We start from the raw sequence: 15,673 nt of genomic DNA on the forward strand, positions 1-15,673 counted from the left end.
GGCGATTGGACGGCTTGGATGATGCCGATTTGGCCGTTTCTCGTCTCGGATTGTCTGCTATGCTACCAGCGCAACGGCCGATTGGACGGCGGACGTATCCGCCGGACGGGAATCGAGAAGGGATCCTGCTTGTGGCGACTGGGAAACCGACCTATCTGTGGTGGAAGGGCCAGAGGATGGCCTGGGACGATGCAAATGTCCATGTGACCGCGCTCGGCTGGTCAACTGTCGGGGCCATCTTCGAGGGCATCCGCGCCTACTGGAACGCCGACCACGACGAGCTCTACATCTTCCGTCTCGACGAGCACATGGACCGCTTCCGGAATTCCATGAAGCTCGTCCGCCTCGACGAGACCCACGATATGGAGACTCTCAAAGAGGCGATCGTCGATCTGTTGCGCGCAAACGAAACGCGCGAAGACACCTACATCCGCCCGCTCGCCTATCGCGGCGGCGATGGACGCGGCGGCTTCAGCGGGGTCGGTGGGACGACGGAAATTCTGATCAACACCAACCCGAGCCCGTCGCATCTGTTCTCCGGTCAGGGCAAGACCGCCTGCATCTCCTCGTGGCGGCGCATCTCGGAGAACGTGATGCCCCCGCGAATCAAGAACATCTCCAACTACCGCAACGGGCAGCTAGCCAACATGGAAGCCGCCCAGAATGGTTACGACACCGCATTGATCCTGAACGAGAACGGCAAGGTAGCTGAGGGCGGCGGCGCGTGTGTCGCGTTCATCCGCGACGGCAAGTTCGTCACGCCGGGCGTCACCCAGAGCATCCTGGAGAGCATCACGCGCGACGCACTGATGCAGCTCGCCAAGGATGAGCTCGGACTGACGGTCGAGGAGCGCGAAGTCGACCGCACCGAGCTGTACATCGCCGATGAAGTCTTCATGATGGGCACTGCCGCCGAGATCACGCCGATCGTATCGGTGGACCATTATCAAGTCGGCACCGGCGAGATCGGCCCAATTACCCGCAAGCTCGAAGGGCTTCTCGACGACTGCTTCCGCGGCAAGACCGGCATCCGGCCCGAGTGGCGGACCACGGTCGGCGTCGGCGCAGCAGTCGCGGCCGACTAAATCACGGTAGCGCGACAACGAACGACGAGCGGGGCGGCAATTGCCGCCCCGCCGTTGTGTCTGGTTCGTGTTATGTAGCGTCCTCTACAGCAGACCCTCGGCATGCATCCGGGCGATCGTGCGCCCAAACCCTGCCACGGTTGCATCGATATCGTCGGCAGAGTGAGCGGCGCTGAGCCAGCCCCCGCCAAACGTCATATCGGTGCCTTCGAGCATCATCCCCGAGACGAAGCTACTCTTGTGCTTGCCAACCAGGCCGCTCTTGAGATCCATCAGCGACCTCCCGGCCGGCCGGCGAATGTCACCCGCATGCATGTTGTCGCAAGTCTTGCCGAGCACGAGGTGGAAGACCGATGATTCGCCGTAGCAGAACCCCGGCAGACCCTGCTCAACGAGTGTTGTGTTGAACCCGATCCGGAGCCGCGCGGCCATCTCGTCGGATGTCCGTTGCACCTGCGGATCTTTCACGAGCTCCAGGCATGCCGCTCCAGCGACCGCCGAGAGCGGGTTGGCATTGTACGTGCCTGGGTGTGGGATCTTCTTGTGCTTCGGGTCGTCGCGAAACTCGAACACGCTCATGATGTCGCGCCGGCCACCGAAGCAACCGCCCGGCAGCCCGCCAGCGACAATCTTCGCCAGTGTCGTCATGTCCGGCTTGACACCGAACCGCTCCTGCGCGCCTCCCGGCGCCCAGCGGAAGCCGGTGATGACCTCGTCGAAGATGAGGATCGTATCGTACTTCTCAGTCAGCGCGCGGAGGTCCTTCAGGAAACCCTCGGCCGGCGGCAGCGTCGCCCAGGATGCTCCACTTGGCTCGAGGATCACGCAGGCAACATCGCCCTGCTGCAGGTACGCTTCGACCTGGTCGAGATCGTCGATCGAGGCGACCAACGTCAGCGCAACCACCTCGGGCGGGATGCCGGGCAGATCAGTCTGGTCGAACGGCGGGCGTTCTCCGCGCTGGACGTAGTCGTGCCAGCCATGGAAGTGCCCCTCGAACTTGAGCACCTTGTTCTTGCCGGAGAACGCGCGCGCGGCGCGGATCGCCAGCATCGTCGCCTCAGTGCCAGACGAGGTGAACTTGAGACGCTCCAGCGACGGAATGAGCTGCTGGATCTTGTCGGCCCAGATCAGCTCCTGATCGTGGCTGGCGCCGAGGTGCGTGCCACGGTCGAGCTGGGCCTTGACGGCCGCAACGACGTCCGGATGGTTATGACCGAGGATCAGCGAGCCGTGACCGACGGCGTAGTCGGTCAGCTCGTGGCCGTCGACATCCCACTTCTTGGCGCCCTGGGCGCGTTCGATGTAGATCGGGAACGGCTTGACGTACCGCGCATCGTGCGTCACGCCGGCCGGCATCAACTCGAGTGAATGCATCGCGCGCTGGCGCGAGCCGCTGAACTCGTCAATGAACTCTTGCTCGATCGTCTTCGTCTTCTGTGCCATCTCGCTGGCCTCCTCCTTCGTCCGGACGGCCCTGCCGGGTATCAGGGTGCCATTATCGCGAAGGCTCGGCTGCCTGTCCATCCAGACATGCCGGATTACCGGCGCAACCCTCGGTTCCACGCAGCGCCGCGATATCGGATACGATCAACAGAAGCTCTAGACTGGACGAACGAGGGAAGGAAACGACGCAATGGGACTCTCCGCGCACCCGCGATTTCGGCTGGCGGCGCTGCCAACGCCACTACAGTACGCCGAGCGGCTGACTGCCGAGCTCGGCGGGCCGAAGATCTATCTCAAGCGCGACGACCTGACCGGGCTGGCGATGGGCGGCAACAAGACGCGCAAGCTGGAATACCTGGTCGCCGACGCGCTGGCAAACGGCGCAACGCACCTGATCACCGTCGGCGCAGCGCAGTCGAACCATGCCCGCCAGACGGCGGCAGCGGCGCGGCTGGCCGGACTCGGCTGCCATCTCGTGTTGAACGCGAGCGACCCCGAGCCAGACGTGCAGGGCAACCTGTTGCTCGACAAGCTCCTCGGCGCTACGGTCCACATCGTCACCAGTGGCGCAGAACGACAGGCGAAGGTCGATGAGGTCGCGGCCGATCTGAGCGACGAGGGGGGCGTTCCGTACGCAATCCCGGTCGGCGGGTCGAACGGCATCGGCGCGCTCGGCTACGTGGCAGGCATGCTCGAGCTCGCCGAACAACTGTGGCGCGCCGATGTGGCGCCGAAGGCGATGTACTTCGCAGCTGGCAGCGGCGGCACCCAGGGCGGCATCGTCCTCGGCGCGCAGACGCACGGCCTGGATTTCGCGCTCAACGGCGTGCTGGTCGAAGGCAAGAGTGCGGATGGCATCGACCGCGCCGTCGAAGTCGGCGGTTGGGCGGCCGCCGAGCTCGGCGTCGGGGCGCCACCACGCGAACGGTATCTTGCAGACGACGGACACGTTGGCGAGGGCTACGGTATCCCGACCAAAGAAGGCATCGAGGCGATCCAGCTACTGGCGCGAACCGAGGCGGTGCTGCTCGATCCGGTGTACACATCGAAGGCGTTCGCCGGGATGGTTGCCGACATTCGTGGCGGCGTGTATTCGCCGGACGACAGTGTCATATTCCTTCACACGGGTGGCTCACCAGCCCTCTTCGCGCAGCGTGACCTGCTGCAGGCGGCGTTGAGCTGATTCTCAGACGCGGCCGGCCTGTGCCGGCCGCGTCGGCTTGCGGGCGGATGTACACTCCTCAATATGAACACATGTTCTATACCCTTGCCTGGCCGTTATGTCGAGGTCGCACCGAATGCGCGCCTCGCAGATCGTCGCGCAACACTCACCTATCGCGTGCCGGAGGCGCTCGAAGCCTCGACTGAGGTCGGCCAGCTGATCTGGGCTCCACTGAAGAAGAGGATTGTGCTCGGGATCGTCGTCGAGCGCCACGACCGCGAGCCGGCCACTGAACATATCCGCGACATCCATGCGCCTGTTGAACCGACGTTCTGCCTCACCCCACTGCAATGGAGGCTGGCCGTCTGGATCGCAGAGCAGACAGTCTGCACGCTCTACGAGGCCGCATCGGTGATGCTGCCCCCCGGCGTTGGCTCGCGAGCGGTCGAGTACCTGTCGCTGAAACGACAGCCCCAGACCGACGAGATCGACACGTTGACGCCGTCGCAGAAGCGCCTCGTCGCGTTCCTCAATGCCGAAGGGGAGACGACACTGGAGCGGGCTCAGCGCGCTCAGCAATCGTCGCTACGGACGATTGTGCCGGCGCTCGAGGAGCGGGGCATCGTCCAGAGAATCGCGCGGGTCCGCAACCGGCCAGAGCCAAGGATGACACGCGCCGAGCAGGTTCGCCTTGTCCCAGACTCCATGCCCCCGCCGGAGCGGGCACATCGCCAGGTCGAGGCGTTGGCGTGGCTCACGCCTCGCTTACGAGCACGACCCGACCTCGCGATGCCGATTGAATCGATCGTAGCCTCATCGGACATCACTCGCGCGACGCTGCGCGCGCTGGCGGCGCGCGGCTGCATCATCATCGAACCGCTCACCGAAGCCGCTACGGACCATTCGGGAGGCAGCGGGGCGCCGCCCCTGACGAATGAGCAGTCGGTCGCCTGGGAGCAAATTCGCCCGCGCCTCAATCGGGAGGCTGCCGCGCTGGCCATACTCCTACACGGCGTCACCGGCAGCGGCAAGACCGAGCTCTACCTCCGTGCCGCGGGGACGTGCCTCGCCAGCGGTCGCTCAGCGATCGTGCTGGCGCCCGAGATCGGACTCAGCAGCCAGATTGCTCAGCGATTTCAGGCGCGCTTCGGAAACCGCGCGATCATCCTTCATTCGGCGCTCGGTGACAGCACGCGGGCGGCAAACTGGCAGCGAGCCGGCGGTGTTGACCCCGTCGTCGTCATCGGCCCACGTTCGGCGTTGTTCGCCCCGCTACACGATATCGGCGTCATCATCCTCGATGAAGAGCACGATAGCTCGTACAAGCAAGACAGCATCCCTCGCTACCACACCCGTGCGGTAGCCGAAGAGCTCGCGAGCTACCACAACGCCTTGCTCATCCTCGGCAGCGCGACACCAGACGTCGAGACGTTCTATCGCTCAACCACGGCCGGCTGGCAACGTATCGAGCTTCGCGAGCGTGTCGGCCAACGTGTGGCGGCTGGCGGCGGGCAGTTGATCGCCCGCCCGATCCCACTTCCAGACACCGTGGTCGTCGACATGCGGGCAGAGTTACGCAGCGGCAACGAGTCGATCTTCAGTCGGCGGCTGATGGAGGTCGTCAGTCAACGGATCATGGCCGGCGAACAGATCATGCTGTTCCTGAATCGGCGGGGCATGTCGACGATCGTGCAATGCCGATCGTGCGGCGAAGTGACCCAATGCCCCTACTGCGATATCCCGTTGGTTTACCATCGCACTAGCGGACGAGTTATTTGCCATCGTTGCGGACATCGTCGTCTCGCGCCGGCGCGCTGCGAAGTGTGCGGCAGCGACGCCATCGGCTACTTCGGCGCCGGAACACAGCGGATCGAGAGTGAGGTTCAACGGCTGGTCCCCCACGCTCGGGTTGTGCGCTGGGATCAAGACGCACTTCGGGGCGGCGTAACCCATGAGTCGCTGCTTCGCCGCGTCCTGAATCACGAGGTCGACATCATCGTTGGCACCCAGATGATCGCCAAGGGGCTGGATCTTCCAGACGTGACGGCGGTCGGCGTCATCAATGCCGACACATACCTCTATTTGCCCGACATCCGCGCCGCCGAGCGCACATTTCAGATGGTGACCCAGGTGGCTGGTCGAGCAGGTCGGCGCGTCTCGGGAAGCGAGGTCGTGCTCCAGACTTTTTCACCGGAGCACTACGCCATCAGCAATGCCGCCCGCCACGACTACGCCTCCTTCTACCGCGAAGAGATCGCCTTTCGTGCTCGCCATGGTTATCCCCCATTCAAGCGTCTGGCGCGACTGGTGATTCGTCACACCGACGAGGATCGCGCGCGAGGAGAGGCCGAGGCGCTTGCCGGAGTGCTGGAAGCCGAGATACTGAGTCGACCCGAGATCCAGGGAATCGATATTATCGGGCCGGCGCCGACCTTCTCCGCGCGCGTGCGAGGCCAATACGGATGGCAGATCATCATCCGCGGTGGTGAGCTCCTGGAGTTGCTGGCCGACCTGAACCTGCACCCGGGCTGGACGATCGACATCGACCCGGTCAATCTCCTGTGACCGGGATGGCCGAAACACCCTGCTCCCCATCGGTATAATTCTCCCAGGAGAAGGAGACGGCGACGCGGAATGACGACCCTCAAGCTTGTAACTGAACCAGATCCACGATTCGGCGCAATCAGCGATCGGTTGCGCGGGCCATTCGACAAGGTCACGAAATTCGACGAGTCGCTTCGTGACATCGAACACGATCTCTATGAAACGCTGGACGTGGCGAATGGCGTTGGACTGGCCGCGCCACAGGTCGGCATCCGACAGCGGATCTGTATTGTCCGAGTTCCCGCCTGCTACGAGTACGAGGATTCGCCTGAGACGCGCCTCACGCTGATCAATCCCGAAATCGTGCGGGCTGGCGGTCAGGAGATCGACGTCGAAGGATGTCTGAGCTTCCCGGATCTGATCGGCGATGTCCCTCGCTACCTGGCGATCACCGTGCGGGCGCACGACATCAACGGCAAGGTCGTCAAGATCAAGGCTCGTGACTATGTGGCTCGGGTCATGCAGCACGAGATCGACCATCTCAACGGCGTGCTCTTTTTTGATCGCATGACGGATTGGTCGACGCTACACTACCCGCAGTCTGACAAAGCAGAACCCGTCACAGCGAGACCTCCCGCTGATTGACCTTGAGTTGCTCAGCAGCGAAGATCGCCATAATGTCATCTATCGCCCTGTCAACCTGATCTTCTTCGTTGAAAACGCGGTAGTCGAATTGATCGACGCACGATAGCTCGTTCGTTGCCGTGTCGATTCGCTGCAACACAGCATTTCGAGCATCGGTCTTGCGCGTCCACAGCCGCCGGGTCAGCGCCTCCATATCGGTGGGCATCAAGAAGATCATGATTGCGTCACCCGTGAGCGCCCGGATCGTTGCGGCGCCCTGGACATCCACCTTGATGATCGCATTCCGCCCAGTGCGCAGTGCGGCACGGACTCCACTCTTCGGCACGCCATACAAGTTGCCGTACACCTCGGCGTGCTCCATGAACTCCCCATCATCGAGGTGTCGCCTGAACTCGGCGGGAGTTATGAAGAAATAGTGCACACCATCGATCTCACCCGGCCGCCGCGGGCGCGTCGTCGCGGTGACCGCGAAATAGAAATCGGGCAGGCGCAGACGAAGTTGATCGATGATCGTATCCTTGCCGACGCCGGACGGCCCTGATATGACGTACAGGCGTGGTTGCGCCGAGGCACGGATCTCGGCGATCAGATCATTACCACGGTAGCCCATCGACCCGGTCGACCCGAATTGCTCCGTCAGACGTCGATCAATCATTCGCTACCTGCTTCCGGATCAGCGGCGATGCGACGCCGACACCCGCTTATTCGTGTTCGAGCAATACCGCTCGCGAGATAGCCTGTTGGAGATGCCCGTGTACGATGTGCTGACGATCGCTGCGATCGTCGATGAATGTGACAAACTCCTCATCGGCGCGAGAATCCAGCAAGTGCTCCATGTCGACGCCCGGACCATCGCGTTCGAAGTCTACGCCGGCCATCGCCGGCGCTGGCTCGTTATGAGTATCCACCCGGACGACGCGGGCTTCTGGCTCTCGACCAAGCGGATCGACGCGGATCCAGAGCGTGTCTCCCCTCTCCTGCTGTTGCTCCGAAAATACGCTCGCGGTGGCCGTATCGTCGCCATCTCGCAACCACCGTTCGAACGCATTATCCGACTCAGTATAGCCAAGCCCACCAGAGCGACCAACCGGGATGACGACATCGAGGATGACAACGATGATATCGATCTCACAACCACCGAGCTCTATGTTGAGCTGATGGGCCGGCGCTCCAACATCATCCTCGTCGACGACGAGGGGCGCATCCTCGATTCGATCAAGCGCGTCTCGCCAGAAATGAGCCGGGTTCGCACCGTCCGGCCACGTCAGATGTACATTGCGCCGCCGCCGCAGAACAGGATCGATCCGGCGCAGGCAAACGCGGCTTCGCTGACAGGTAGCGAACAACCCCAGACGATCGAACGACAACTGATCGCGACCTTCCACGGCATGAGTCCAGCGCTCGCGCGCGAAGCCGCGTATCGGGCCGGCCTCGACGCGACCGCCAGCATGACGACTCTCGACGATAGTGAACGTCAGCGCCTGGCAACCGCCGTCCGTGGGCTGTTCGAGCCGCTGGAGACGGGCGCATTCTCGGCATGGACGTATCAACAGACCAACGGACGCTCCGACTTCTCGTCGGTCGAGCTGGCTTCGCTGGCCGCCAGTCCCGACGTCGAGGCGACGCCGGCTGCCAGCGTGCTGGAGGCCGCCGAGCAGATCGCGCGATCCGAGCGGCCCGAGGCCGCGCCGCAACGCCACGCCGCCCGCCGCGAGCGGCTGCTGGAAGAGATCGACCAGGCACGCGCGCGCATCGACAACCGGCTTCGCTCACTCGCGGAGCAGGCAGCTCGCGCCGAGGAAGCGGAACTGTGGCGAGCGATGGGAGAAGCGATCTACATTCACGTTGCCGAAATCGTGCCCCGTCAGGAGGTTCTGCGAACGGAGGACGGGCTCGAAATCCCACTCGATCCATCGCTGACGGCCAGCCAGAATGCCCAGGAGCTCTTCGAGCGATATCGCAAGGCTCAGGCAGCCGAGCACAACGTCCCGCAACTCATGGAGGCAGCGCGTCAGGAGCTCGCCTACGTCGATCAAGTTCGCGCAATGGCGACGCTCGCGGAGGGATTTGATGATATCGAGGCAGTACGGCTCGAATGGATTGAGCAGGGAGTAGTCGCCGCCAGGGCGCCATCGCGGGCAAACCGTCCCCGTCCATCACGGGAGGCTCGCCGGCCGCGGACGTTCAGAACGCGCGACGGCGACACGATCCTCGTCGGCCGAACCGGGCCGCAGAACGATCAGGTGACATTCACCATCGCGGCGCAAGGCGACCTCTGGCTCCATGTGCGGAACATGCCGGGCGCCCACGTTATCCTCCGCAGCCACGGTCCCCACCACAACCGGGCGATTGAGACGGCAGCCGCGTTGGCAGCATGGTATAGCGATGGACGCGGATCGACTGCCGTTGAGGTGGACGCCACCGAACAGAGAAACGTCCGGAAGGTCAAGGGCGCCGGGCCAGGGATGGTCACGTATCGCAACGAGCGGACGATCAACGTCCGACCCGCCTCAGAGCGCGAACTGGGGTTAGAGCCGCTCACCTGACGAGATCGTCCCGCCACTGCCAGGGGCGGGACGATCTCACGTCATGTCCTGTCGAGGTCAGGCCTCTTGCGTCATCTTCCCGCGTCGCGCGATACGGGATAGCAAGATACCGACCTCGTAAAGCAGATACGTTGGCAGCGCCACCAGCATCATGTTGAACGGGTCTGGTGTCGGGGTGATGATCGCAGAGACGATCATCGCTAGAAGAAATGCGTACTTGCGAAATTTCCCGAACAGCTTCGGCGTTGTGACACCGATCAGCGTCGTCGCATACATGAGCACTGGCAGCTCGAAGATCAGGCCGACTCCGAGCATCAGTGTCAGATAGAACGACAGAACCTCCGACGCCCGCGGATTCCATTCGAAGACACCCGAGCCGAACTGGGACAGGAACGAAAGCGCGCGAGGGACGAGCAAGAAGAAGGCAAACGCCACACCAGCCGCGAACGAGACCATGACGAACGGGATCGCGATGATCACATACCGTCGTTCGCTCGCGGTCAGGCCCGGCGAGATAAAGCCCATGAGTTGATAAATCAGCACCGGCATCGCAATGGCAATCGCGATATAGAGCGCGACGCGCATATAGACGGTGAATGGCTCGGTCGGGCTGATCGCCTGCAAGCCACTGACGTTCGCCTGCTCCCGAATTGTGTTCATGACCGGGAAGGCGAGCCAGAGCCCGACGACGAGCGCCAGGAGTATGGCCACCGCGGACTTGAGGATCCGGGAACGAAGCTCCTCCAGGTGCTCCTGGAGGGTCATCTCGACGAACTCCTCCTGGGTCTGGGGCGGAGGAACAGACTGCGGCGTTTGAACCCGGTTGCGCCGGCCGCGCGTCGGCAGCGGAACACGGTCGAGGATGCTTGCCATGTCGTCTCACGATCTCAACGGGCAAGGCTGGACTACCTCGATGAGGCGCCATCAGCCTCTCTCACCTGCCATAGCGAGCAACGCCGCCGGAATATAGGTCTACAGTCCGAGCACTATCATCGGACGCTGACTGATTGTACGTAACTCGGCGCGCCGCCGGCAAAAGAGAGGGCGTCGAGAGCGTTGCCGCTCGACGCCCTCTCAGTACAGACTACGTCGCCGGCCGCCCTTGCGGCCGTCTCAGTTATGCGCCGTCGTGATCCTGGATGAACTCCATCGCGTCGCTCACCTTGACGATCTTCTCGGCATCCTCATCGGAAATCTCGACGCCGAACTCTTCCTCGAGCGACATAATGAGCTCCACCAGATCGAGCGAATCGGCGTTCAGGTCCTGCACGAACTCAGCATCCGGCGTGACCTTCTCCAGGTCGACACCAAGCTGCTCGGCCACGATCGCCTGAAGCTTGTCAAAAGTGGCTGACAACGCGACTACCTCCCACTGTAGAGTCGAGCCAGCGGCCGCTAGCAGCCGTGGCATGGGACGACTCGTCCCCCTGATGTCCATGCGATCGTGTCACTCGTCTACCGCACCACGGTGGCAGGCCCCCGACGACACGATACGACTCCCCACGTTCCGGCGTATTATGCCTGAAATCCAGGACCACTCGCTATGTACCCGGCAAGTCCGCGCGTGGTGACTCTTCAGAGATGCCAAGCGATGTCCCGCCGCGCGCAATCGTGCCAAGGACGCCGTTCACAAATCGGCTGGAGTTATCCCCGCCAAACGCTTTCGCCAGCTCGACTGCCTCGTTAATCGCGACCTTGAGCGGAACATCCGACTCATATCGCAACTCGTAGATCGCCACGCGCAGGATGTTGCGATCGACGGCAGGCAGCTGAGAGACGGGAAAGGCCGGCGCGGCTATCCCGATCTCGGTGTCAATCTCCTCCCGATGCTGAGACACACCTGTCACGAGCCGCTCCAGGTAGTGCCTGACCATCGGCGGGATGCTCAGGTCGTCCGCATATCGCCGTGTCACGTCGGGCAACTCGTGCCCGGTCAGATCCCCTTCGAAGAGGATCTGAAGCGCGAGCGTCCGCGCCTGTCGGTTCTCAAACCCCAGGCTTTTCCGGCCTGACATGGACAGTCCTCCACCCCGGCTCGGAATCTTCCGGGCGACGGGAATCAAACGATCGGGCAGGCCAGCCCTGGCAGGCTCTCGAGTATCCCGGCCGAATTAACGTTGTTCAGTAGTTCACCGATCAGACCTGTGTGCACCTTGCCGGCTCGAAAATCGGCATGGTTCAGGACGAAATGGTGAAACGGGATCGTCGTCTCGACGCCGCTGATCACCGTCTCGGACAGCGCCCGTCGCATTCGCGCGATCGCGTCATCGCGTGTCGGGCCCCAGGCAATCAGCTTGCCGATCATGGAGTCATAGTTCGGCGGGATCCTGTAGCCACTATACAAATGTGAATCGATCCGGATACCCGGCCCCCCCGGAGCGTGATAGCCGGTGACAATGCCGGCCGACGGGGTGAAGCCCGTCAGTGGGTTCTCCGCGTTGATTCGACACTCGATCGAGTGGCCGGTCATCTGGATATCGTTCTGGCTGAAGGATAGCGGTTCGCCGGCTGCGACACGGATCTGCCAACTGACGATGTCAATGCCAGTCACCATTTCAGTCACCGGGTGTTCCACCTGGATACGGGTATTCGCTTCGATGAAGTAATACCGCTCCTCCGAATCGACGAGGAACTCGAAAGTCCCCACTCCGGTGTACTTGATCGAGCGGGCCAGCTTGATCGCCGCCTTCTCCAGATTGGAACGGAGCCGTCGGGAGATATTCGGGGCGGGCGCCTCCTCGATGAGCTTCTGGTGGCGGCGCTGAAGAGAGCAATCCCGTTCACCGAGCGAGAGCACCTTGCCATGATTGTCGGCAATGATCTGCACTTCGATGTGCCGGGGATTCTCGAGGAAACGTTCGGCGTAGACAGCGCCGTTGGCGAACGCCGCCTGGGCCTCAGCCTGCGCGAGCGGCAGCAGCCGCAAGAGATCACGCTCATCACGGGCGATTCGCATGCCGCGCCCGCCGCCTCCCGCGGCGGCCTTGAGCATCAGCGGGAATCCGATCTCCCGGGAAAGCTCACGGACATCGACGGTCATCGGTAGCGGATCGGGGGTCCCGGGCAGAACCGGAACACCGGCCTTCTTTGCCAGCTGACGCGCTTGCACCTTGTCGGCCATCATCGAGATCGTCTCGGGCTCAGGTCCGATGAACGTCAGATTCACGTCCCGGCAAACATCGGCAATGTATGCGTTTTCGGCCAGGAAGCCGTAGCCCGGATGGATGGCGTCGCAGCCAGTCATCAGCGCGGCGCTGATAACCGACGGGATATGGTTGTACGATTTCGCCGCTGGCGCAGGGCCAATGCAAACTGCCTCGTCTGCAAGCCTGACCGGCAGGGAATCGCGATCGGCTTCGCTGTATGCAACGATAGCCGGCACACCGAGCTCGTGGCAGGCGCGCAATATGCGGAGCGCGATCTCGCCCCGATTAGCGATCAGAATCTTCTCAAACATCGGTCACCTATGAGCATCGCGGGACCGACAGTCCATCTGCCGTCCGGCGACGATTGCGCTGTCCCTGTCGTCCTGTTACATCGCCATCCCGCCGTCGACGGAGAGGGTTGTCCCGGTGATGTAGCGTGCGGCCGGCGAGACGAGAAAGCCGACTGCGCTGGCCACGTCCTCTGGCGCGCCGAAGCGCCCAAGCGGGATGCGTTCCAGCATCGTACTCTTGACGTCGGCGGAGAGCACATCGGTCAAGCGTGTTTCAATGAATCCGGGAGCGACGGCGTTGACGGTGATGCCGCGAGACCCGACCTCGCGGGCAAGCGACTTGGTGAAGCCGATGAGTCCTGCCTTCGCGGCCGAGTAGTTGGTCTGCCCAGCGTTCCCGATGATGCCAACTACCGACGTCAGATTCACGATCGACCCGCTGCGTTGGCGCATCATCGGGCGGATGGCAGCCTTGCTGCAGAGAAACGCGCCCTTGAGATTCGTCTCGAGCACGGCGTCCCAATCATCCTCGCTCATCCGCATCAGAAGCGTGTCGCGGGTGATGCCGGCGTTGTTAATCAGCGCATCGAGCCGGCCAAACGTGCTCAGTGTCTGGTCAATGAGCCCGGCAACATCGGACGCGATGGTGATGTCAGCTCGCACCGCGAGTGTCTGTGCGCCCAACGCGCCCAGCTCGTCGCAGAGCTCAGCCGCCACGCTCTCATCGCCGCGATAGTTGACAACCACCGCGAATCCATCCCGCGCGAGCTCGTGGGCGATCGCCCGGCCGATGCCGCGGACCGCGCCGGTCACAATCGCAATTCGCTGCCCGGTGTCCTGCATGCTCTCCCTCAGCTCCTGGTAGCCGTCGATGCCAGCAGACGATCCGACGCCACCGTCGTCACCGATTTGTTGATCCGGCCGATTAGCCCACTGAGCACCGAACCCGCGCCGATCTCGTAGAAGTGCGTCACGCTGAGCTCGATCATCGTCTCAACCGAGCGCATCCACTGCACCGACGCGCAGATCTGGTCGACGAGCTCACGCCGGATGTCGTCTGGATGGACGATCGGTTCGGCAGTCACGTTGGAGACGAGTGGCACGCGCGGCTTGGTGACCGCTGTCCGGTCGATATCATGCCCAAGCGCTTCGGCCACTGGCTCCATCAGCGACGAATGGAACGCACCGTTGACCGGCAACCGCACAATACGGCGAGCGCCACGGGCCTTGGCAGCGATTTCTGCGACCGCGATCGCGTCTTCCGAGCCGGACAACGTAATCTGGCCCGGCGCGTTGAAGTTCGCGATCTGCGTCCCGGTCTCGTTGGCGACGAGCCCCAGCGCAGTCTCATCAAGACCGAGGATAGCGATCATGCTACCGAGCGCATGTTCCTCCATCAGCTCGCCTCGACGGCGCACCAGCCGGATTGCATCTGGCAGCGTCAGCGCATCCGCGGCAACGAGTGCCGAGTATTCGCCGAGTGAGTGGCCCGCGACGTAGTCTGGTTCGGGCAGCAGATTTTCGGCGTGAAGCGCGCGAAGTGTTGCCACACTGGTCGCGACGATGGCCGGCTGCTGATTACTGGTGCGCGTGAGCGCCGCCTCCGGGCCATCCCAGCAGATACGCGAAATCGAAAATCCAAGCGCCGCGTCTGCCTCGGCAAACGCCGCGCGAGCATCTGCGTCCGCCTCGGCGACCGCCTGACCCATTCCGACTGCCTGCGAGCCCTGGCCTGGAAAAACCCAGGCCACGCCCGCGCTCATACCCGGGCCAGCCGGGCGACGCCTGTCGATCCCCACCGCACTACCCCCGCTGCCCACGTCAGGCCGCCGCCGAATGCGACGACGACCACGTTCATCCCGTCACGAATCGCGCCCGCCTCAAACGCCTCGACCAGACCAATCGGCACCGACGCAGAAGATGTGTTGCCGTAGTCGTGGACGTTGACCCAGACACGGTCTCGCGGCAGCTCAAGTCGCTTCGCCGCAGCATCGATGATCCGCAGGTTTGCCTGATGCGGCACGAGCAGATCGACATCATCAAACGTCAGGCCGGCGCGCGCGATCGCCTCCGCGGCCACCTCGCCCATGACCTTCACCGCAAAGCGATACACCTCGGGTCCGTTCATTCGAATGAACGGACGCTCCATCGTCCGATTGCCGTTGAGCGCGACCACGCTCTCGGCGTCGCCGAGCGTCAGATGATGGCCTGCCGATCCATCCGCGCCAAGCGCGATCGAGAGGACTCCCTCATCCGCATCGCTAGCTTCAAGCACTACCGCCCCGGAGCCATCGCCAAACAGCACACACGTGCCCCGATCGGTGTAGTCGAGAAAGCGTGAGTTGATATCGGTGCCGATGACGAGAACCCGCTTGTAGAGGCCGGACTCGATGAACTGCGTCGCAGTTGCCAGGGCGTATACGAAGCTGGTGCAAGCTGCGTTCAAGTCAAACGCGGCGGCGCGACGCGCGCCGATCTGGTTCTGTACTTGACAGGCGATCGATGGCATGTACTGATCTGCGGTGAACGTCCCGACAACGATCAGATCGAGCTCAGCGGGGTCCAGGTTCGCCTTCTCGCACGCAAGCCTGGCAGAGGCGGTGGAGGTCGAGGTAACCGTGTCCGTCGACTCGGCGATTCGTCGCTCGCGGATCCCAGTCCGTGAGACGATCCACTCGTCGTTCGTGTCGACCATTCTGGAGAGGTCGTCATTGCTGAGCACGCGCTCGGGCACGTACATGCCCCAGCCGGTTATTGCTGCACGCGGCATCTGCAATGGCCTCCTCCACCAGCCCGCATGCTACTCGCC

General features: G+C 63.0%; 14 protein-coding genes. 5 read left to right on the top strand and 9 right to left on the bottom strand.

What is annotated here, in order from left to right:
• Positions 1–131 precede the first annotated feature (131 nt).
• Complete coding sequence (locus V9F06_08150) at positions 132–1,085, top strand: branched-chain amino acid transaminase (GenBank protein MEI2617586.1); 954 nt, start codon at positions 132–134, stop codon at positions 1,083–1,085.
• An 84-nt stretch (positions 1,086–1,169) separates the two neighbouring features.
• On the opposite strand, the gene V9F06_08155 is transcribed toward V9F06_08150, so the two are convergent.
• A complete protein-coding gene (locus V9F06_08155) occupies positions 1,170–2,531 on the bottom strand; it encodes an aminotransferase class III-fold pyridoxal phosphate-dependent enzyme (GenBank protein ID MEI2617587.1) in 1,362 nt (453 codons plus the stop codon).
• Positions 2,532–2,721: 190 nt separating this feature from the next.
• Here V9F06_08155 and V9F06_08160 point away from each other — a divergent pair, with 190 nt between their 5' ends.
• From V9F06_08160 to def, 3 genes are all read left to right on the top strand, one after another.
• A complete protein-coding gene (locus V9F06_08160) occupies positions 2,722–3,714 on the top strand; it encodes a D-cysteine desulfhydrase family protein (protein ID MEI2617588.1) in 993 nt (330 codons plus the stop codon).
• Positions 3,715–3,777: 63 nt separating this feature from the next.
• Positions 3,778–6,258, top strand: a complete 2,481-nt coding sequence (priA, locus tag V9F06_08165; protein ID MEI2617589.1) for a primosomal protein N' — start codon at positions 3,778–3,780, stop codon at positions 6,256–6,258.
• Between the two features lie 69 nt (positions 6,259–6,327).
• A complete protein-coding gene (def, locus tag V9F06_08170; protein MEI2617590.1) occupies positions 6,328–6,882 on the top strand; it encodes a peptide deformylase in 555 nt (184 codons plus the stop codon).
• On the opposite strand, the gene V9F06_08175 is transcribed toward def, so the two are convergent.
• Positions 6,857–7,537 carry a guanylate kinase gene (locus V9F06_08175; protein MEI2617591.1) on the bottom strand — a complete coding sequence of 227 codons (681 nt, stop codon included), beginning with the start codon at positions 7,535–7,537 and terminating at the stop codon, positions 6,857–6,859. The genes def and V9F06_08175 overlap by 26 nt on opposite strands.
• A gap of 97 nt (positions 7,538–7,634) precedes the next feature.
• Here V9F06_08175 and V9F06_08180 point away from each other — a divergent pair, with 97 nt between their 5' ends.
• Positions 7,635–9,428, top strand: coding sequence for an NFACT RNA binding domain-containing protein (locus V9F06_08180; protein ID MEI2617592.1), 1,794 nt, complete (start codon positions 7,635–7,637; stop codon positions 9,426–9,428).
• Positions 9,429–9,485: 57 nt separating this feature from the next.
• Here the strand turns inward: V9F06_08180 and tatC are convergent, their stop codons facing one another.
• From tatC to V9F06_08215, 7 genes are all read right to left on the bottom strand, one after another.
• Positions 9,486–10,301 (bottom strand): twin-arginine translocase subunit TatC, encoded by an 816-nt coding sequence (tatC, locus tag V9F06_08185; GenBank protein MEI2617593.1) that lies wholly within the window; start codon positions 10,299–10,301, stop codon positions 9,486–9,488.
• A 244-nt stretch (positions 10,302–10,545) separates the two neighbouring features.
• A complete protein-coding gene (acpP, locus tag V9F06_08190; protein MEI2617594.1) occupies positions 10,546–10,785 on the bottom strand; it encodes an acyl carrier protein in 240 nt (79 codons plus the stop codon).
• A 184-nt stretch (positions 10,786–10,969) separates the two neighbouring features.
• A complete protein-coding gene (gene nusB, locus V9F06_08195) occupies positions 10,970–11,443 on the bottom strand; it encodes a transcription antitermination factor NusB (protein MEI2617595.1) in 474 nt (157 codons plus the stop codon).
• 44 nt (positions 11,444–11,487) lie between these two features.
• Positions 11,488–12,885: an acetyl-CoA carboxylase biotin carboxylase subunit gene (gene accC, locus V9F06_08200; protein ID MEI2617596.1), complete on the bottom strand. Its 1,398-nt coding sequence runs from the start codon at positions 12,883–12,885 to the stop codon at positions 11,488–11,490.
• 75 nt (positions 12,886–12,960) lie between these two features.
• Positions 12,961–13,707, bottom strand: coding sequence for a 3-oxoacyl-[acyl-carrier-protein] reductase (fabG, locus tag V9F06_08205; protein MEI2617597.1), 747 nt, complete (start codon positions 13,705–13,707; stop codon positions 12,961–12,963).
• Positions 13,708–13,715: 8 nt separating this feature from the next.
• On the bottom strand, positions 13,716–14,615 hold the full coding sequence (fabD, locus tag V9F06_08210) for an ACP S-malonyltransferase (protein ID MEI2617598.1): 900 nt from the start codon (positions 14,613–14,615) through the stop codon (positions 13,716–13,718).
• 8 nt (positions 14,616–14,623) lie between these two features.
• On the bottom strand, positions 14,624–15,634 hold the full coding sequence (locus V9F06_08215) for a beta-ketoacyl-ACP synthase III (GenBank protein ID MEI2617599.1): 1,011 nt from the start codon (positions 15,632–15,634) through the stop codon (positions 14,624–14,626).
• Between the last annotated feature and the right edge of the window lie 39 nt (positions 15,635–15,673).

The sequence above is a fragment of the Thermomicrobiales bacterium genome (assembly GCA_037045155.1).
In the GTDB taxonomy this organism is placed as follows: Bacteria; Chloroflexota; Chloroflexia; order Thermomicrobiales; family CFX8; genus JAMLIA01.